17 protein-coding genes are annotated in these 20028 nt (G+C 59.9%); 5 read left to right on the top strand and 12 right to left on the bottom strand.

Going from position 1 to position 20028, the window contains the following annotated elements; translation table 11 throughout:
* Positions 1–100: 100 nt before the first annotated feature.
* From Q1A52_RS22240 to Q1A52_RS22230, 3 genes are all read right to left on the bottom strand, one after another.
* Positions 101–781: a rhomboid family intramembrane serine protease gene (locus tag Q1A52_RS22240; protein WP_300019959.1), complete on the bottom strand. Its 681-nt coding sequence runs from the start codon at positions 779–781 to the stop codon at positions 101–103.
* A 44-nt stretch (positions 782–825) separates the two neighbouring features.
* A complete protein-coding gene (locus tag Q1A52_RS22235) occupies positions 826–2091 on the bottom strand; it encodes a hypothetical protein (protein WP_300019957.1) in 1266 nt (421 codons plus the stop codon).
* Positions 2092–2215: 124 nt separating this feature from the next.
* Positions 2216–2818, bottom strand: a complete 603-nt coding sequence (locus Q1A52_RS22230) for a polysaccharide biosynthesis/export family protein (RefSeq protein ID WP_299832335.1) — start codon at positions 2816–2818, stop codon at positions 2216–2218.
* A 260-nt stretch (positions 2819–3078) separates the two neighbouring features.
* Between Q1A52_RS22230 and Q1A52_RS22225 the strand changes: the two genes are divergently transcribed.
* The gene (locus Q1A52_RS22225; RefSeq protein ID WP_300019955.1) at positions 3079–4140 is read left to right on the top strand and encodes a DUF563 domain-containing protein; all 1062 of its coding nucleotides are present in this window, start codon (positions 3079–3081) and stop codon (positions 4138–4140) included.
* Positions 4141–4147: 7 nt separating this feature from the next.
* On the opposite strand, the gene Q1A52_RS22220 is transcribed toward Q1A52_RS22225, so the two are convergent.
* Together Q1A52_RS22220 and Q1A52_RS22215 are read right to left on the bottom strand one after the other, a co-directional pair.
* Entirely contained in the window at positions 4148–6595 is a 2448-nt protein-coding gene (locus Q1A52_RS22220) for a tetratricopeptide repeat protein (protein WP_299784534.1), read from the bottom strand.
* Positions 6596–6755: 160 nt separating this feature from the next.
* Complete coding sequence (locus Q1A52_RS22215) at positions 6756–7451, bottom strand: sugar transferase (RefSeq protein WP_299784533.1); 696 nt, start codon at positions 7449–7451, stop codon at positions 6756–6758.
* Positions 7452–7920: 469 nt separating this feature from the next.
* Between Q1A52_RS22215 and Q1A52_RS22210 the strand changes: the two genes are divergently transcribed.
* Genes Q1A52_RS22210 through Q1A52_RS22200 form a run of 3 tightly spaced genes read left to right on the top strand, consistent with a single transcriptional unit; the run spans position 7921 to position 11205 of the window.
* Positions 7921–8802, top strand: coding sequence for an AAA family ATPase (locus tag Q1A52_RS22210; protein ID WP_299784532.1), 882 nt, complete (start codon positions 7921–7923; stop codon positions 8800–8802).
* Entirely contained in the window at positions 8799–10346 is a 1548-nt protein-coding gene (locus tag Q1A52_RS22205) for a chain length-determining protein (RefSeq protein WP_300019953.1), read from the top strand. Before Q1A52_RS22210 ends, Q1A52_RS22205 begins: the two co-directional genes overlap by 4 nt.
* Before the next feature lie 37 nt (positions 10347–10383).
* Positions 10384–11205: a CpsD/CapB family tyrosine-protein kinase gene (locus tag Q1A52_RS22200; RefSeq protein WP_300019951.1), complete on the top strand. Its 822-nt coding sequence runs from the start codon at positions 10384–10386 to the stop codon at positions 11203–11205.
* A gap of 54 nt (positions 11206–11259) precedes the next feature.
* Here Q1A52_RS22200 and galE read toward each other — a convergent pair whose 3' ends face one another.
* From galE to rfbC, 6 genes are all read right to left on the bottom strand, one after another.
* On the bottom strand, positions 11260–12261 hold the full coding sequence (gene galE / locus Q1A52_RS22195) for a UDP-glucose 4-epimerase GalE (protein WP_300019949.1): 1002 nt from the start codon (positions 12259–12261) through the stop codon (positions 11260–11262).
* 230 nt (positions 12262–12491) lie between these two features.
* Positions 12492–13862, bottom strand: coding sequence for a phosphomannomutase (locus tag Q1A52_RS22190; protein ID WP_300019948.1), 1371 nt, complete (start codon positions 13860–13862; stop codon positions 12492–12494).
* Between the two features lie 32 nt (positions 13863–13894).
* Positions 13895–14761, bottom strand: a complete 867-nt coding sequence (rfbA, locus tag Q1A52_RS22185; RefSeq protein WP_300019946.1) for a glucose-1-phosphate thymidylyltransferase RfbA — start codon at positions 14759–14761, stop codon at positions 13895–13897.
* Positions 14762–14774: 13 nt separating this feature from the next.
* Positions 14775–15620 (bottom strand): dTDP-4-dehydrorhamnose reductase, encoded by an 846-nt coding sequence (gene rfbD / locus Q1A52_RS22180; protein ID WP_300019944.1) that lies wholly within the window; start codon positions 15618–15620, stop codon positions 14775–14777.
* Positions 15617–16657 carry a dTDP-glucose 4,6-dehydratase gene (gene rfbB, locus Q1A52_RS22175; protein ID WP_300019942.1) on the bottom strand — a complete coding sequence of 347 codons (1041 nt, stop codon included), beginning with the start codon at positions 16655–16657 and terminating at the stop codon, positions 15617–15619. The genes rfbD and rfbB overlap by 4 nt, the downstream gene beginning before the upstream one ends.
* 4 nt (positions 16658–16661) lie before the next feature.
* Positions 16662–17225: a dTDP-4-dehydrorhamnose 3,5-epimerase gene (rfbC, locus tag Q1A52_RS22170; protein ID WP_299832349.1), complete on the bottom strand. Its 564-nt coding sequence runs from the start codon at positions 17223–17225 to the stop codon at positions 16662–16664.
* A 178-nt stretch (positions 17226–17403) separates the two neighbouring features.
* Between rfbC and Q1A52_RS22165 the strand changes: the two genes are divergently transcribed.
* Complete coding sequence (locus tag Q1A52_RS22165) at positions 17404–18735, top strand: UDP-glucose/GDP-mannose dehydrogenase family protein (protein WP_300019940.1); 1332 nt, start codon at positions 17404–17406, stop codon at positions 18733–18735.
* On the opposite strand, the gene Q1A52_RS22160 is transcribed toward Q1A52_RS22165, so the two are convergent.
* On the bottom strand, positions 18732–20000 hold the full coding sequence (locus Q1A52_RS22160) for a nucleotide sugar dehydrogenase (RefSeq protein ID WP_300019974.1): 1269 nt from the start codon (positions 19998–20000) through the stop codon (positions 18732–18734). The two genes, Q1A52_RS22165 and Q1A52_RS22160, sit on opposite strands and share 4 nt — an antisense overlap.
* Between the last annotated feature and the right edge of the window lie 28 nt (positions 20001–20028).

Raw genomic sequence — 20028 nt, 5'->3', positions numbered from 1 at the left:
AACAATTGAACGGCAGGTCTTCGGGCCTGCCGTTTTTCTTTTGCACGACGGTCTGCAGTCTGTCGGACCTACTGCCCCACCTGCTGCGGGGCGACAAGCCTTAGGCGTCTTCTGATTTCTGTGGCCTTGGGTCGACCACCAGCGCCATGATCCAGCCGGCGACAAACCCACCCAGATGGGTTTCCCACGCCAGTTGGCCATCCATCGCCCACCACATCACGAGGTTCAGGGCCGCAAGGCCAAGTATGGCGCGTGCCACCGGCCAGAGCCCTTCGCGATAGGTGTAGCGATCGACATAGGCCCATGCGAGAAGCGCGCCGGCCAGTCCGAACAAGGCCCCCGACGCCCCGACCATCGGTCTCAGATTCGAGGCAAGCAGCGCAAAGCCCAAGGCCCCTCCAAGAATGGCCCCGGTATACAGCAGGCTGAATCCCCAGGCTCCGACCCGGTCCATGACCGCACGCCCCAGCGACCACAGGGTCATCATGTTCACGGCAAGATGTGTGAGTCCCCCGTGCAAAAAGCTGTAGGTAAAAAACATCGTATAGGGCTGGGCCGTGAAGTTGGGCTGCCAGTCCTTGAGCAGCCCGGGCCAGAAACCGTAGTAGTCGTAGGTCATACGGCGCAGCGGGGCGGTGATCCCTATTTCACGATCGGCCAGCTGTAAAACCACCTCGATCAGACAGCACAGCGCAATCAGCCCGGCCAGCAGCAGGACCTGCGCAGTCCGCCCGGTTTTTGAGGGATACTCCTTGGAGCCAGAGGTGCTGTGTTCAGGCATTGCCTATCATGGTCGGGCGGGTTTCGCCTTTGCAACCTTCTGCATCAGGGGAACCAGGCAAAACTTCTTTGTATCCCGACAAATATGGCATTCGAACTGCGATCCGCTTCTGAATCGCGGCTCGAAAGCGTATGGCTCACACCGGTCACCAATCCCCAGTCCCGGGTCAGGGCGTAGCGATAGGACAGGCCCAATTCAACACGCTGACCATCATCCGCGGCTGCGCCCAGTTCGTTCCTGTTGAACAGGGATATGGTGGCGCTCAGGCTGGACAGCTCATTGATATCCTGCCGGTAGCTGCCGCGCAGTGTGGTGTTGATTTCTTCCTGGTTGTTGCTGTCTGCCGTGACCGTCTGTGACAGGCTCACGCTAATCTCGGCGCTTGGCAGGACATGTTGATAGGACAGGCCGTAAAGCGGGTTCAGATCACTCTCGTCACTGCGGGTGGCGCCCAGGTTGAACGACAGTTCCGACCCGCGCTGCAGCGTCATGGACCGGCTGAGCCGCAGCGACTCGCGCCGCCCGTTCGAGGTCACATCCGAAGCCAGGTTCAGGCTGAGTGATCCGTTGACCATCGCCTGGGAGACTTCGACCCCGAAGCTCAGGCCTTCGTCCACCTCATTCCTGGTGCCGCTCTGTTCGACCCGGGTCTGGCTGAGCGAGGTATCGATGGTGAGGCGCGGCGTGACATCCAGGCCAACACCTGCCCCGAAGCCCGTTGTGCGGCGGTCGACGCCGACGCCATCCACATCGAGGTTGCTATAGTTGGCGGTCAGCCGTGCCGTGATGCGCGGGTCTATGCGGAACTCCAGCTGACCCGACGCATTGTCCGTCGTCCGGTCTGTCAGATCGGGATCGACGGCCCCGCTGTATTGAATTTCGCTGCGCGACAGCTGGTAACTTGCCCCAATCGGGGCCTGTTCTCCTATCGCTCCGGACAGGCTGGCGCGATAGCTTGAACGGGTGCCGGTGCTTTGGTTGATGGAGTTCCCGTCTTCCAGGAATTCCTCGTCGAAGACCTGGGAATCCACGTCGGATTCACGATAGCTCAGATCGACGCCAATGCGCGAGGCCCGACTGGCCCGGTCATAGCCGAAGTTCACAAACGGGTTCAGCAGGTCGATACTTGACCGGTCGTTGCGGCCTTGTTCGATATCCAGGCCCAGGTTGAACTCAAAGCTCTGGATGTCCGTGTTTCCTGCGAGCCCGAAGCCAAGAATGGTGCGCCCGAAGATATCCGAGTCGCTTTCGGCTTCGAGATCGGGGTTGTCGCTGTACTCCAGGCGCTGCGTAACATCCAGCGAGGCCACAAGACCGGGCGGCTGGTTGTCCTGTGCCGTTGCAATCGCGCTGACACCGAAGAGGGCGCATAATGCAGAAACCGCGCCAACTCCGTGGCGCAGTTTTATTGTCTTCGACCTGTCGGAAACTCGTTTATTCGAACAGGCGTCTTTGTGGTACGAGGATGACATCTCCATCCTTCAGCTCGATCTTGTTGCTTATGGCTCCATTCGACAGAGCCTTATAGTTGATGTTGTAGACTTGTTGTCCACCTGTGCTTGGGTCGTCGCGCCGCAACTGGATGCGTTTGGTTGCCGCAAAGTTCGAAAAGCCGCCGCTGATCGCCATGGCCTGTAGCAGTGTTGTGCCCCGTTCGACCTGGAAGATACCGGGGCTTCTGACCTCGCCAAGGAAATAAACGCTGATTGCATCTTCCACGGTGCTGCCAGCGGTGCCGACGTCCGGGCGGAAAGCCGGTTGCACGGAGACAAAAACCGTAGGCCGGGTGGTGAAATTCGATTGGATCGCGTTGGTGATCGCTTCCTGAACCTGTGCAACGCTCCGGCCCGCCGCCTGCAATGTGCCGGCAAACGGGAAGCTGAAACGCCCGTCAGGCAGGATGACAACGGAGCGGTTCAGGCTGCTGTCTTCGAGCACCTCGATGACCAGCACGTCACCAGGCTGGGCGCGATATTCGGACTGCGCCAGTGCTGCCGTTGCGAAAACGGCAAGGACAAGACCAGCTATGATACGCATCAGTGCCTGCATGGGGAGAACAGTCCTTTCCACAGAATTTAGCTTAATCTCCTCGCAGAGCACTTACAAGGAAAGGCCGATCTGTATATTTCATGCGTATCTTTTGCGAAGTGTGCTGTTGGAGTAACGGACAGAAACCGGAATGCAGGCTGCTTTTCGCCACCTGATCAGGGCTATCGACAAACCGATTTATTACGTGCTCTTGAAGCAGGGTCCCGTCCTGCGGGACCGGGATCGGAAAACCAGGCAAGGGGTATGGGATGCAGCAGGGCCTCGGCAGCAGTGACAAGGACAGCCACGTGGTCGACCTGAAGGCGCATGCGGTGCCGCCGGGGTGGATGATCGGCCCGCGATCCTATCTGGTGGACCGGATCGTCGCAGGTCTGGAGCATGTGCATCTGCCCGCCAAGACCAGCGGCGGTGGGCAATTTACCTTTACGCCCGGTCACCATGTGTTTGCGCCCCCCTCCCGTCACTGGCTCAAGGAAAAGGTCAAACCCCGCGGCAGGATGTCATGGGATGGCCCCAGGCCGATTGTCGACCTGCGTGTCAACAGCCCGGAAAACTGGGCGCATTTTCTGAACAATCACCTGGCCGTGCTGGCGCTGATCTGCCGCACGCTGGAGAGCCGATGGGACGGGTTCACGCTGGTACTGCCCGGCAAGACACCCGGATACATCCGGGCGGTCGCAGAGGTGTTGGAGCTGGATGTTTTCTATTCGGATGCCGCGATCGAGGCCCGGGGCATCCGTGTCACATATGACAATTGGGTAGCAATCCGCGGCGAACGCCACGCGTTGCTGCGTGATGCGCGGATCAGCCCGGTTGTCGCAGCGCTCGAGGCCGGGCGAATCCCGGTACCCGCGATGCCCGGACGGTTGTTTCTTTCACGTAAATCCACGCGTGGGCTGGCAAATGAAGATGAGATCACAACGCTGCTGAGTGCTTCGGGGTTCGAGAAAATCTACCCCGAGGACATGGATGTTGCCCAGCAGATCGGCACCGTGATGCATGCGCAGAGTATTGTTGCGGTGCACGGGGCAGCGCTGGCGCCCATTCTCTACCGTTCAGCCGCCGCGGCACCGCTGAAACTGGTGGAGCTTTTTCCCGTGGGGCACGTCACGGATGTCTACCGGGCAGCAACTTCTGCCATTGCCGGGCACTGGTGCGGGGTGCGGGGTAAACTCCAGGCGGAACATCTCAGGGAGATTTACCGCCTGGATCAATCCTACAAGAAACATTCCCTGCAGCATTTTGAGGTTGATCCGGCTTCTGTCACGAAAGCGCTGGAGATCGTGGACGCCCCGCAACAGGGCGCCTGATCACGGATCAATTCTCGACTGTTTCAGCCAGCGTCTGGACTTGCGCCCTGGCTTCTTCGATCTGTGTCCGCTGATCGATCGGACCAGCGACCTCTACAGCAATCCGGAACTGGGCCAGCGCCTTGGCGGGCATCTCCAGAGCGAGATAAACCTGGGCCAGATGGTATTGCACAATCGGATCGGACGGCAGACCTCTTGCCGCGGCTTCGAGATAGGGCAGGGCCTCCGCACTGTCGCCGCGCCGATGGGCAATCCAGCCGTAGGTATCCTGCATCGCGGGGACATCCGTTTCCTTGAAGCGGCGCGCGACGGTCCAGGCCCGTTCCAGGCTTTCTTCATCGGAGCGGTAGGTCGCCAGCATGCTGGCGAGGTTGTTTGCGATGATGGAAGAAGTCGGGCGTGTCGCGTAGAGATCTTCGTAAATCTCGATGGCGGCATCGATATTCCCGTTACGCTCTTCATATGTTGCCTTGGCCCACAAAAGTGCCGGGTCGCCCGGTACGGCTGACAGACCTTCATCGATCACGGTCCTGGCGGCGTCGGGGTCGCCCTGCCGCATGGCCAGTTTTGCAAGTTCGCCCCAGACGCCGGCGCGTTGTGCATCCGTTGCAAGCAAGTCACGGTACAATGCTTCGGCAGTGTCGAAATTTCCATTGGCCGTCTCGGTCGCCGCAAGGACGGCCTGTATCACTTCGTTCTGGGGGTTTTCCTGTTGCAGATCACGCGCTTTTTCCAGGGCGGCGTCTGTATTTCCCGTGCGCAAGAGCGCCTGCACAAGCGCGACCTGTGAAGACAGCGAAGCATCGGCAGAGTTCGCCAGATCTTCGAGATATTGCAGGGCCTCCTCGATGCCGCTTTGCGAGTTGATGCGCGCGGCTTCCAGCCCATTGGCGCTGCGCACCGCATCGGGGTTGTCCATCCGGCGCAGGCTTTCGATCACCTGCGACAGGCGGCCCGCATCGTCGGTTCGGAGATAGATTTCCCCCAGTGCCTGCAGGATGCCGGTGTTTTGCGGCGCAAGCCGCAACGCCTGCAGCAGAATGTCTTCGGCGGGTAAATAGCTCTCATCTTCTATCAGGAGACTGGCATACCGCAGGGTTTCTGTCGGGGCATTGCCAGAAGCGTCAACCGCCAGCGACAGGAAATCGCGTGCCAGTTCGGGCCGGCCGGCCCGCTGGTGGGCCTGGGCCATCAGCGTCATGGCTTCGGCGTCATCGGAATCTGTGTCCAGCGCACTGCGCAAAGAGGCGATGGCCGCATCAATATCATCCGCCTGAAGGTACCATGTGGCCTGCATTTTCAGCGCTTCGGCATGTCCGGGCTCTTCTGCCAGCAGCTCTTCCACCAGAGCGCGGGCGCCGACCTCATTGCCCATCGTCTGCAGCATCTTGGCCAGCACGCCTTTGACATCGTTGACTTCGGAGGACGGCTCGGCGGTTTCCAAGACATCCTGCAGTTCTTTCACAGCTGCTTCACGCGCGCCGGCTTCGAAATCCATGCCCGCCCGCAGAGCACGGAAAACCACGGTATCGACACCCGCCTCGATGGCCTTGTCGATTTCCTCGCGCGCTTCCGCCCTGCCGCGAACCTCGGCCAGGAAGCGGATCAGATCAGCCCGCGCACCGGTTTCATTATCGCCGGCGTCGGCCACCTGCTGGCGCAGGAAGGTTTCCACCTCATCGGTTTGGCCACGCGACATGTAGAACCGGATCAGAGACTGCTTGTTGTTGGTGTCCTCCGGGAAGCGTTCGACCATTTCGCGGAGCTGTTGTTCGATCCCTTCCATGTCATCGCGCTGTGACAGCACCAGAAGGCGTTGACGCCAGTACGTCAGGTTGTCGGGGTCGCGTTCCAGCAGCCAGTCGATCTGGGCCAGGGCAGCGGTCGTGTCGCTGTCGCGCAGATGGCTGTCGAGCACGATGCTGCGCAGGATGACACTGTCGGATTGCGTTTCCAGCAAGGCCTTGGCGGCCTGCGCCTGTGCCCGCAGATCGCTGTTGTTCTCTGCCAGGGCTGCCGCGCGATAAGCGCGGGCAATGATGATTGCCTTGCTGCGGGGGTCTTCGGGGTTCAGACGTTCCACCGCGGCGCCATGGCGTTCGACATCTTCCCAGTTCTGCACCATGAAGGCGAGCTCGGCCAGTGCGATGCGAGCTTTGAAATCATCGGGATATTGTTCGACCAGCCGCAGGTACTGACCGTAGGCGCTGCGCATGTCATCGCGGTGGTCGAGATGAATCTCGGCCAGCTTGTGCCGGGCTTCCTGGTGGCTGCCGTTGAGCTGGAACACGTTGCGGAACTCGATGATTGCACGATCATAGTCACCGCTTTCCATCAGGGCGAGCCCGCTCTGGAAATGCTCTTCAGCCTGTTCTTCGACCGATTTACACCCGACCAGTACCAGTAGCAGCAGCACCATGAGCGGCGCGGGTCTCAGGAAACGAAATAGACGCATGACATGATGTCCTTCACTAGGCTGCGCAATCCCTGCAGCTACGTAATTTTACGATACTGCCGGGGCCGGGACCAGAACTTAAAATTTCGAAAGAAACACTCTTTGTTGATGGCAGCTGTCTGTACAGGCCATCAACACTGATTTCGACCGTGTGCCTGCGTCAGTACCCGGTGCCGCGCCACACGACATCAACGGTCCGCAGCAGGATCGCGAAATCTGTTTTCAGCGACAGGGCCCGGTTATAGGCTTCGTCGAATTTCACGCGGTCGATGAAGGCCCCTTCGTTCCGGTCGGAAACCTGCCACAGCCCGGTAATGCCTGGCCGCAGATCAAAATAGGAATTGCCGGTGTAGCTGTCCCGCTGGCACAACATCATGGGCCGCGGGCCAACCAGGGACATGGTCCCGTTGAGCACGTTGAGCAACTGCGGCAGCTCATCAGCGGAAATCTTGCGTAGTATACGCCCGATCAATGTGATGCGCGGGTCATTCTTGAGCTTTTGCGTGGTTTCCCATTCCTGGCGGGCTCTCGGATCCTGTGCCAGGCATTCCGCCAGTCTCTGGTCGGCGTTGTGGACCATGGTCCGCAGCTTCCACATGCGGAAGCTGTCACCGTTCCGTCCGACGCGCATTTGCGAGTAGAAGGGATTGTGACCATCACGCGCGATCAGCAGCGCGAAGAGGGCAATGATAGGAAAGGCAACCGGCAGCAGGACAAGCGCGATCACGATATCAAAGGCGCGTTTCGCGAAATGCCGGTAAATGCCATAGGGACGTTCGGCAATATGTGCCGGTACAACCCGTACTGTCTTATTCTGTTCGATTTCCGTGGAACTGATTGGAAAATGTACTGTCATGGAACCTAAATCAGGTGAAATACCTGCCCTCAGAAAATAAACTACAATGCTAGCCAACCATCGGCAGACTTCTTTACCGCACCAAACCCCAACATGGGCGACCGTTAAAATTTATCACTGATTTAATTCGTGTGCAAACTAACGATTCCGAAATGGTTGATTTTCGTAAAATTGTTACGCTGTTTCGCCTTTTGGTTGTGCGAATGCCCAGCAGGCCATCAACAAATTGTTTCTCAGGCCGCTTTCATCGTGCGATGTGCTGAAGATTGCAGCGACATTTGAAAAAATAGAATCGCCCACCGCGGGGCCCCAGACTGGATCGCCTATCGCCGCCGGGAGTTTTGTCATAGAATGTAAGGCAATAAGCAAAAACCACGTCGCCTTGAAAACTGCATACTTTGTAAATAGACACCAGAACGGTGGGCATGTTTGTAGTTTTTTTAATCGAGTAGCGGATACCTGTTAGGACATGAGCACACAGTTCTATACAGAACACTTTGGTTTTCGGGAGCGACCCTTCACGCTTTTGCCCGATCCAGACTTCGTGTTCTGGTCCAAAGCGCATAGCCGCGCTTTTGCGGTTCTGGAGTACGGTCTTATTTCGCGCGCGCCGCTGACCGTGGTCACCGGCGAGGTCGGGACTGGCAAGACAATGCTCATCCAGGCCCTGCTGCAACATGCGGATGACACGATCACGCTGGGTCTGATCTCCAATGCGCAGGGGGACCGCGGCGATCTTCTGCGCTGGGTGCTCAATGCGCTGGATGTACCGGCGCCGCCCGCGATGGATTACGTGTCTCTGTTCCAGCATTTCCTGGACTTCGTGTTGTCCGAATATGCCGCTGGACGGTACGTGGTTCTCGTCATTGACGAGGCCCAGAACCTCGGCGCGGAAATGCTCGAAGAACTGCGCATGCTGACGAATATCAATTCCGGCAAGGATGAGCTTTTGCAGATCATCCTCACGGGGCAGCCCGAACTGCGCCAGCTGATCACCCGGCCTGAGTTGCGGCAGTTCGCACAGCGGGTCACGGCGACGTACCATCTGGAGCCTTTCGACCTGCCGACCACACGTGCCTATATCCGGCACCGGCTGACTCATGTCGGCGGGAACGGAGATGAAATTACACCTTCCGCCATGCGCCATATCTTCGAGGAGACAGGCGGTATCCCGCGGATGATCAACAAACTGTGCGATCTTGCGCTGGTCTACGCGGCCAGCGGTGACCAGAATAAGGTAGGTTTACCGACCATTCGCGAACTCTTCCGGGATGGGTTGGTGCTGAAGCCTGCGGAGCCTCCTCTGATTTTGACCGATCGTATCGATGTGCATAAGAAAGCGGCCGAATGAATCTTGAGCTTTGGTTTTACTGGAAACTGTTCTGGCGCAGATTGCCGGTGATGATGCTGTTCATCCTGATCGCAGCCAGCCTTGGCGTGATCACGGCGATGAAGCTGCCGGATACCTATTCCACCACCGCCCGCCTGTTGCTGGAAGAGCCGCAGATCCCGGACAGTATGGTAACATCGATCGTTCAGACAGATGCTTTGGAACAGCTTGATATCGTTGAACAAAAACTGGTTACCCGGGCCAACCTGATCGATATTGCCAACCGTTTCAACGTCTTTGAAGATCTGCGAAGCATGGATCCCGATACCGTTGTGCAGCAGATGCGGTCCGCGACCAGCATCCGTCGGACCGCGGGCCGGGGCAGGGCGACCTTGCTGCGCATTTCCTTCGAGGCCCGGTCAGGCCAGATCGCGGCGAATGTCGTCAATGAATACGTAACGCTGGTGTTGGCGGAGAATGCCCGGTTCCGCCGGTCCCGCACGGAAAGCACGCTGGATTTCTTCGAGCAGGAGGTCGAACGTCTCGGGGATGATCTGGACAGTCAAAGCGCGTCCATTGCCAAGTTCAAGGCAGATAATGCCACTGCCCTGCCTGAAAATCAGCCATATCGGCTGGGCCGTCAGACCCTGCTGCAGGAGCGCCTGTCGCGGCTGGAACGCGATCTGAGCGCCGGGGAGCAGCAACGCCAGGATATTCTGACCATTTTTGAATCCACGGGCCGCGTGGAGCAGGGCAGCTCGCAAAGACAGCTCAGCCCGGTCGAGAGCCGGTTGGCCCGGGCACAGGCTGATCTGGATCAGGCCAGGTTGCTTTATTCGGAACAGCACCCGCGGATTATCCAGCTCCAGACCCAGATCGACCGTCTTGAGGCGACCCTTACCGAACAGGCAGGAACGGTCGGGACCGATGCACCGGAAATCACGGCGGAGCAGGCCTTGCTGCAATCCACGCTGCTGGAGATCGACAACCGCCTGAGCAGCCTGCGGGGCGATATCGAGGCAACCACTGAGGAGCTCGATACACTGCAGCGGGATATTTCCCGCAGCTCGTCCAACGGCATTGAACTTGCAAAACTGGAGCGTGATTTCGAAGTCATCCAGGGGCGATATAACCGGGCGGTAAACAGCCTCAGCGGTGCGCGCATGAGCGAGCGGGTCGAGACAACCGCCCAGGGCCAGAAAATCACCGTGATTGAAACCGGAAATGTTCCGCGGGTCCCGACCGGGCCGGATCGCCCCAAGATTGCCCTGGCGGGTGCCGCGGCCGGACTGATGGCCGCCTTCGGCTACTTCATGCTGCTGGAAATTCTCAACCGGACGATCCGGCGCCCGAGCGAACTGGTCTCGCGGTTCAATGTCACACCGATCACGGCCATCCCCTATATGGAAAGCCGCCGCCGTCGCATCATCCGTCGTTCGGGTATCCTGACAGCCACGCTTGCGGTCTTGATTATGGTTCCTTCACTGCTTTGGTATATCGACACCCACTATCTACCGCTGGAGCTTGTGGTTCAGAAGGGGCTGAACAAGCTGGGACTGGGCTGAACCGCACTTCACTGTAAGCAACAGGATAAGAGCAAGCATGGAAAAATTGCAGGCTGCATTGGACAAGGCCCGAAAGAGCCGTGAGAAGGAAACCGCAGTTTCCGATGCCGTATCCGTGAGCCTGCCGCCCCGGAAGGTGGCGCGGCCGACATCGCTTGATGCCATGTGGCAGAACCTCAGTACCTTCGATGTGACGGATGAACAGTTGCTGCGCCACCGGGTTGTGACGCGTGAGGCGACATCTGCCGCGGCCCCGTTCGATATTCTGCGCACCAAGGTGCTTTTGCAGATGCGCCAGAACGGCTGGACGCGGCTTGGGATCACGTCTCCAATGCCACAATCCGGCAAGACCACCACAGCCTGCAATCTCGCTCTGGGGCTTGGACGTCAGCGCGATTTGCGGGCCATCCTGATGGATACCGACCTGCGTGATCCGTCAGTTCACGAGTTCTTTCAGACCATCCCGTCCCACGGCATCGGCGAACTTCTGAGCGGTCAGGTGGGCTTTGAGGAACAGGCCGTGCGCATCGGCGATAATGTTGCATGCTCCATGGCCATCCAGCCCGAGAGCGATCCGACACGTATGCTGCTGGCTGAGGAAACGGCCAATGTCATTGCGCGTATCGAAGAGGAATATAAGCCCGACATCATGATCTTCGATCTGCCGTCGGTTCTGCCACGCGACGACACGCGGGCGTTTCTCAAGAACGTCGATTGTGCGCTCATCGTGATCCGCGCCAACACGACGCGGTACAAACAATTCGACAAATGCGAACGGGAAGTGAGCGAACATACGAATGTTCTGGGCGTTGTGTTGAACGCACATATGAACACGAGTGACTTTATGCAGGATGAATAGATTAAGCGATTTCTGCAATTAATTTAGCATAATCATCATTATATTCCCGTGCCGTCATCCTATCCCGCGGTTCATGAAATTCCACGCATCGGTGATGATGTTTTCCAGGGATGAATGCTCCGCGCGCCAGCCCAACACCGCATGCGCGCGTGATGGATCAGAGACCAATGTACTGGGATCACCCGGACGGCGGTCGCTTTCCACCACCGTAAAGCTGCGGTTTGTGACGCGCCGGGCGGTCTCGATCACCTGGCTCACTGAATAGCCCTGCCCGGTGCCGAGGTTGATAGGCGTGAATGCCCCGGCCTCTTCATCGGTCGAGAGCAGTTTTTCAAGGGCCGCCACATGACCGCGCGCCAGGTCGGTGACGTGGATATAGTCGCGGATGCAGGTGCCGTCCTCGGTCGAATAATCGGTCCCGAAAACAGTGATCTGGTCGCGCTCCCCCGCGGCTGTCTGCAGCACAAGCGGAATGAGATGGGTCTCCGGATCGTGCCGTTCGCCGGTGCGCGCGCGGGCATCCGCACCCGAGGCATTGAAATAGCGCAGGGCGATGGCCTTGAGACCGGAGGCGGCAGCCACGTCTTTCAGCATCGCTTCCACGGCGGCCTTGGTCTGGCCGTAGGGGTTGATCGGCTGGACGGGCAGCCCTTCATGCAGCAGCCCGGTATCGGCCTGATTGCCGTACACTGCAGCAGTGGAGGAGAACACCAGCCGGTCGACGCCTGCCGCCTGCATGGCCTCGAGCAGCGATACGGTGGAGGCCACGTTGTTGCGGTAAAAAAGCAAAGGCTCGATCACGGATTGGCCCGCTTCGATGAGGGCCGCGAAATGCACCACGCTGCCGATCTGATGGTCGGTCATCGCCTGGCTCAGGCGCGCGTGATCTGAAAGCGCGCCCTCGACCACATGGTCCGAGAAGACCGCATCGCGGTGCCCGCTGGAGAAATTGTCATAGACAACCGGATTGAACCCCGCCTCCTGCAGGGCCAGCACCGTGTGAGAGCCGATGTAACCCGCGCCCCCGACAACCAAAACGTTTCTGTTCAGAGGCATGTGTCTATTCCAGTTTTCAGAGCCTGTTTTGGCACCTGATGGCGCCTTTGGCTTGATAGTCTTCGGGGTCCGTTTGGGCAAGCGCGCTCCGCCGAGGCTCCCATGGTGTCAGGGTTCAGAACGCTGGCAGGCAACATGTCGAGAGCCGCGTTACCTGCGCTGCACCACGATCGCAAAGCGGTGTATTTCGAACCTTCTACGACCGGCCATTCAGCGCGACAGAACAAGGGTTAGAGTGCGTGGTTGAGTTGTGCCAACGCCTGGGTCAGCAGCTTTTCGGCTGAAACAGGGTCTTTCGTTTCGATATAGAGCCTGAGTTCCGGGGCATTGCCCGACGGTCGTACGTGGATCACGTCGCCGTCCGTCATTGTCATGCGCAGCCCGTCCGTGAGGTCCATGTGGTGCTCCTGCTTGCCCAGCGGGGTCAGGAAAGCAGCACGGGCGGTGGGATCATTCTGCCATGTCTCCAACAGCGGGCGGCTCTTGCTCTGTTCAATGTCCTGCAGCCGGTCTGCCACCGTGACAACCGGCGGTTCCTGAGCGACGCGGGCGGCGATGCCCTCTTTGCGGCCCGCATAAAGCACGGTCAGGATCGGCAGGGTACAATCGCGGGTGACCAGCGGTGCCAGCACGCCCGCAGGCCCCTGCGCCTCGAACCCCAGCAGGAAGCCGCCATTGGCCTCATAGCCGACCACCCGGCCCTGCGCATTTTCCATCGCGGCGATGACATATGGCGATCCGATCTGCGTCAGCTGGACGTCTTTGAACCCTTTCATCGTCACCCCGCTGTTAGAGGAGATCGGCGTGGCGATCACCTCGGTCCCCAGGGTTTCCGCGGTGATCTGACCCAGGATATCGCCGGGGATCACGCGCCCGGTGTCATCGGCCAGCAGCGGGCGATCTGAATCGCCATCCGTGGAGACCAGCGCGTGCAAACCGTGGGTTTTCACCCAATCGGCAATCTGGACGCGGACTTCCGGGTCCACCGCTTCGGTATCCACGGGGATGAAAGTCTCCGACCGGCCCAGCTCGATCACCTCGGCGCCGAGGTCGGTCAGGATGCGGGCCAGGGCATCGCGGCCCACGGCGCTATGGGCGTAGAGCCCGACGCGTTGACCTGCGAGCGCACCCGGCCCAAAGGCCGCGACGAAGCGGGCAATATAGCGATCATTGGCACCTGTATCCAACTCCAACGCACCGGGGTGCGCAGCCCCATGGGGGGCATCGAGATGCGACAGGATCGCGGCCTCGTCTGCCTTGCTGATTTCGCCGCTGCGCACGTAGAATTTCAGCCCGTTGCGATCCGCGGGGATATGGCTGCCGGTCACCATCACGGCCCCGCCGTGTGCGGCTTGTGCGGCCAGGGCCAGCGCGGGCGTGGGCACCTCGCCGCAATCGATCACGCGAACCCCCATGGCGCGGGCCGCGTTGATCACATCCTGGGCGATGCGCGGAGAGGAAGGCCGGAGGTCGCGCCCGACGCAGAGCACACCACCGGTGTCACAGGCGGCAATAAAGGCCTGCACATGCCGGGAGATCAATTCAGAGGTCATGGCGGTGACCAGCCCGCGCAGGCCGCTTGTGCCGAATTTGACAGACATGGGATGCCCTCCGTTGGGTTGGATTGCCTGGTTTAGAGACTGTTCAGATAGGTGCCGTAGTCATTCTTGGCGTATTTTTCCGCTTCGCGCGCAAGGTCCTCGCGGGTGATCCAGCCCAGTTCAAAGGCGATCTCCTCAGGGCAGCCAATCTGCTGTCCCTGCCGTTTCTCGATGGTGCGTACGAAATTGCCCGCATCGAGCAGGCTGCCATGGGTGCCGGTATCAAGCCAGGCATAGCCGCGGCCCATGCGCTGCACGGTCAGGGTCTCTTCGGCCAGGTACATTTCCAGCAGGCTGGTGATTTCGACCTCGCCGCGGGCCGATGGTTTGACGCTGCGCGCCTTGGCAGGGGCGGTGCCATCGACGAAATAAAGCCCGGTGACGGCGTGGTTGGAGGGTGGCACTTCCGGTTTCTCGATGATGCCGCGCACGATGCCATCCGCGTCAAAATCTACCACGCCATAGCGTTCCGGATCGGCCACCTGATAGCCAAAAACGGTAGCGCCTTGCGGTTGCGCATCGGCATCAGCCATCAGGGCGGGCAGGCCCTGGCCAAAGAAGATATTGTCCCCCAGCACCAGCGCCGAAGGCGCGCCATCAAGGAAATCCTCGGCCAGAATGAAAGCCTGTGCGAGCCCGTCCGGTGAGGGTTGCACGATATAGGTAAGTGAAATCCCCCATTGCGACCCATCGCCCAGCATACGCTGGAACTGCTCCTGATCCTCCGGGGTGGTGATCATCGCGATCTCGCGGATATCCGCCAGCATCAGCACGGACAGCGGATAGTAGATCATCGGCTTGTCATAGATCGGCAAAAGCTGCTTGGAGACCCCCAGCGTGATCGGATAGAGCCGCGTGCCCGAGCCACCCGCCAGAATGATACCTTTGCGTTTGGTCATGGAAATCTCCTTGTCAGGTTTTCAGGCCCGTCAGAACCTCGGCCAGCCCGGCGCGCCAATCTGGGCGCGCAATGCCGAAGGCGGTCTCGGTGGTGGCGCAATCAAGCCGGGAATTCAGCGGGCGCGTTGCCGGGGTGGGATAGTCGGCGGTCGGGATATCGGTCACATCGACCGCAAGCCCCGCTTGCGTGAATATCTCGCGCGCAAAATCGGCCCAACTGACGTCCGGGGCCCCGCTGAAATGATAGGTGCCGGATGTATTCGCATCCGTCTTGAGGGCCTGCGCCATCTTCATGCAGGCCGCTGCAATGTCGCGTGCAGGCGTCGGCCCGCCGATCTGATCGGCCACGATAGTGAGTGCGTCGCGTTCCGCCCCGAGCCGCAGCATGGTCTTGGCGAAATTGTTGCCATGGGCCGAAAACACCCAGGAGGTGCGCAGGATGGCGTACCGCCCCCCTGCCCCGGCAACACCTCGCTCCCCCCCGAGCTTGCTGGCACCGTAGACGCCCAGAGGACCGGTGGGATCATCCGGTTGCCAGGGGGCGGTCCCGCCGCCCTCAAAGACGTAATCGGTGGAGATCTGCACAAAAGGCAGATCACGTGCGGTGGCAGCGGCGGCCATCGCCGTGGGGGCCATGGCGTTCACGATCATCGCGGTGTCGCGCTCTTCTTCGGCCTTGTCGACGCCCGTATAGGCGGCGGCATTGATCACCGCATCGGCATCGGTCTCGGCAATGAGGGCCTCGCAGGCACCGGGGTCGGTCAGATCGGCGTCTGCGCGCCCCAGACAGGTCACGCCGTCAAAGCGGGCGAGTTCCGTGGCCACCTGCCCGGTCTTGCCAAAGACCAGAACCTTCATGTCTTCACGCCCAACCGGGTGCCCACACCCTGACGATCCTGTAAGCTACGCCACCAGTCTTCGTTATCGAGATACCATTGCACGGTTTTCTCCAGACCTTCTTCGAGCGTGACCGACGGCCGCCAGCCCAGTTCCGTGGCAATGCGCGTGGGATCGATCGCATAGCGCAGATCATGGCCCGGACGGTCGGTCACAAAACGGATCTGATCTTCATAGGGACTGTTTTTCGGGTGCTTTTCTTCGAGAATGCGGCAGATCGTGCGCACGATATCGATGTTCCGGGCCTCGTTCTCGCCGCCGATGTTGTAGCTGCGCCCAAGGGTGCCTTTTTCCAGCACGGTCAGCAGCGCGTCGGCGTGATCCTCGACATACAGCCAGTCGCGCACGTTCTCGCCCGCGCCGTAGACGGGGATCTCCTGCCCCGCCAGCGCATTCAGGATCACCACGGGGATCAGCTTTTCAGGGAAGTGATAGGGGCCGTAGTTGTTCGAACAATTGGTCATCACGATCGGAAGCCCGTAGGTCTCGTGCCAGGCGCGCACCAGATGATCAGAGGCCGCCTTGGAGGCGGAATAGGGCGAGCGGGGATCGTAGGGCGTTTCTTCGGTGAATTGCCCGGTCTCGCCCAGCGAGCCAAAGACTTCGTCCGTGGAAATGTGGTGGAACCGAAAATGCGCCGGCTTGCCGGCCTGCGTCCAATAGGCCCGCGCGGCCTCCAGCATCTGGTAGGTACCGGTGATATTGGTCTCGATGAAATCGCCCGGCCCGTCGATGGAGCGGTCCACATGGCTTTCCGCGGCCAGGTGCATCACCGCATCGGGTTGGTGTTTTGCAAAAACTCTGTCGAGGGCCGCGCGGTCCCGGATATCGGCCTGCTCAAAGGCATAATTGGGGTTTTCCGCGACCTCCGCCACGTTTTCCAGGCAGGCGGCGTAGGTCAGCGCGTCCAGATTGACGATCCTGTACCCCCGCGCCACGGCCAGCCGCACCACCGCAGAGCCGATGAACCCTGCCCCGCCGGTCACAAGCAATTTCATGCGTTCATCCTTCATAGACAAAAGGGCTGTCGAAATCCGCCAACCCGGGGGCGGCGGCGTCTTTTTCAGACAAAACAGGCTCTAAATTACCCAAACCCCAGTCAATTCCGATCTGCGGGCAGTCAAACCGCACGGCCCCGTCACACTCGGGCGCATAATAATCGGAGCATTTGTAGATGATCTCTGTCTCGGGTGCCCGTGTCGCAAAGCCGTGCAGGAACCCTGTGGGCACCAGCAGTTGTTTGCCATTTTCAAAGCTCAGCTCTTCGCCCACCCATTGCCCATAGGTGGGAGAGCCGCGTCGGATATCGACCACCACATCGTAAAGCGCGCCCCGCCCGCACCGCACCAGCTTGGCCTGCGCATGGGGGGGCGACTGGAAATGCAGGCCGCGCACTGTGCCCACCTGCATGGACAGCGAATGATTGTCCTGCACCCAATTGATATCAAGCCCGGCCTCGGCCATCTGCCGTTTACTCCAGCTTTCGCTGAAAAAACCGCGGGCATCGCCAAACCGTTTGGGGGTCAGGATGACCACACCCTCCAGTTTTGTCTTTTCAATCTGCAAAACCAATACCTTTACGCAACCATAATTCGCCCACCAATTACCAAGCGCCTCCGCAACTGTCATCCACAAACCCCTTACCGGATTGCATAAAGCACTTGTGTGGCAAGGAATTGCAGTTGTTGACAGCCTCAGGCACATCCCGCATCACGCAACCAGGTATGGTTCAGGAGACGGGTAGATGAAAATTGCGATGATCGGCACCGGATACGTAGGTCTTGTATCAGGCGTGTGTTTCTCGGATTTCGGACATGAGGTCGTCTGTGTCGACAAGGACCCTGCCAAGCTCACCAAGCTGACCGCGGGCGAGGTGCCAATTTACGAGCCCGGACTTGATGAGCTGATGGCCAAGAACGTTGCCGCCGGGCGTCTGACCTTTTCCGGTGATCTAGCAGAGGCCGTGGATGGGGCCGATGCGGTTTTCATTGCAGTGGGTACGCCGACACGGCGTGGTGATGGCCATGCGGACCTGACCTATGTGATGGCGGCGGCCGAAGAGATTGCGCGTGCCCTGACCGGCTACGCGGTGGTGGTGACCAAATCCACCGTGCCCGTGGGCACCAACGCCCGTGTGGCCGAGACGATCCGCGCGGCCAATTCCGATGCCGATTTCGATGTGGCCTCCAACCCTGAATTCCTGCGGGAAGGCGCGGCGATCGATGATTTCATGCGCCCTGACCGGATTGTTGTGGGCGTGGAGACGGACCGTGCGGCGGACGTGATGCAGGCGATCTACCGCCCGCTTTACTTGCGCGATTTCCCGGTGATGATCACCGATCTGGAAAGCGCCGAGATGATCAAATACGCGGCCAATGCCTTTCTCGCCACCAAGATCACCTTCATTAATGAAATCGCCAGCCTGTGCGAGCGCACCGGTGCGGATGTGAAGATGGTGTCCAAGGGCATGGGCATGGACGGACGCATCGGCGCCAAATTCCTGCACGCGGGCCCCGGATATGGTGGCAGCTGTTTTCCCAAAGATACCTCTGCGCTGGCGCGGATCGGGCAGGAACACGGCGTGCCGATGCAGCTGACCGAAACGGTCATCAAGGTCAACGCCGAAGTCAAACGCCGCATGGTAGAGAAGGTATTCGACCTCTGCGGCGGCTCGGTGAACGGCAAGACCGTGGCGGTGTTGGGGGTGACCTTCAAGCCCAACACGGATGACATGCGCGATGCGCCCAGCCTGACCATCGTGCCTGCGCTGGTGGGCAATGGCGCGCAGGTGCGGGTGGTCGACCCGCAGGGTTTCCGCGAAGGCGAAACGCTTTTGCCCGGCGTACGCTGGATGGATGATGCCTATGCCGCTGCGCACGGGGCCGATGCCGTGGTGATCCTGACCGAATGGAATGAATTCCGGGCGCTGGATCTCAAGCGGTTGGCTGGCAGCATGGCGCAGCCACGCATGGCGGACCTGCGCAACATCTACTCTCTGGACGAAGCCGGTCAGGCAGGTTTCGAAAGCTATTTGTCCATCGGGCGACGTGATAGGGTGGCAGGGACGGACGCCTAGAGCCGCAAATCCGACTCGTCCTGTTCAAAGGCGGATTTCACATCAAAAAAGACCATGTCCGGACCACCGATGTCACGGAGCGCCTGCGCCCCCATCGTGCGGAAACAATCATGGGCAACCGCCAGGATAAGCCCGTCGTATGGGCCCTCATCCAGGGTATCCATCAGGGTGACACCATAGTCGGTCTGCGCCCGAACCGGGTTGGCGACGGGATCGTGCACCACAACGTCAACCGCATAGTCCTGAAGCTCACGGATCACGTCGATCACCCGCGTGTTCCGGATATCGGGGCAGTTTTCCTTGAAAGTCAGGCCTAATACCAGAACCCGCGCTCCTTTGACATGAACGCGTCGTGCAATCAGCGCCTTGACCATCTGGCGGGCGACATAGGCCCCCATGCCGTCATTGATCCGCCGCCCGGCCAGGATAACCTGCGGGTGATACCCTGCGGCCTCGGCGCGCGAGGTCAGGTAATAAGGGTCTACCCCGATGCAATGCCCGCCCACGAGGCCCGGGTGAAAATTGAGGAAGTTCCACTTTGTCCCGGCCGCATCCAGCACCGCTTGCGTATCGATCTCCAGACGGTTGAAAATGATCGCCAGTTCATTGACCAGCGCAATGTTCAGATCACGCTGCGTGTTCTCGATCACCTTGGCGGCCTCGGCCACACGAATGCTTTGGGCCTTGTAGGTCCCGGCCCGGATGACTTGAGCGTAAAGCGCATCGATCATTTTGGCGGCTTGCGGTGTCGAGCCGGAAGTGACTTTCACGATGTCGCTCAGGCGGTGGGTCTTGTCGCCTGGGTTGATCCGCTCGGGGCTGTAGCCGACAAAGAAATCCCGGTTGAACGTCAGGCCTGACGCCTGTTCCAGCACGGGGACACAATCCTCTTCGGTGGCACCGGGATAAACGGTGCTTTCATAAATCACCGTATCCCCGGGCTTGAGCACCGCCCCGACGGTCGCGGAAGCCGCCAGCAGGGCTGTCAGATCGGGGCGCTTATGGCTGTCGATCGGCGTGGGGACCGTCACGATGAAAATGCTGCAGCTCCGCAGCGCCTCGGAATCCGCGCTCAGATCCAGATGGCGCGCGGCTTCAATATCTCCGGCGCTGACCTCTTCGGTCCTGTCCTGCCCCTGACGCAACTCGGAAATACGGGCCGGATTCGTATCAAACCCCAGAACCGGACGGTGGCCCGCAAATGCCACGGCCAAGGGCAGGCCGACATATCCCAGCCCGATAACGGCGATTTTCCGGCTGTTCATATCGTCGAGGAGCGCGTTTTCACTCACG

It is taken from the genome of uncultured Roseobacter sp. (assembly GCF_947488185.1).
GTDB lineage: Bacteria > Pseudomonadota > Alphaproteobacteria > Rhodobacterales > Rhodobacteraceae > Roseobacter.
Note: the sequence above shows the minus strand (reverse complement) of the source record. Positions and strands in the feature narration are given on the sequence as shown.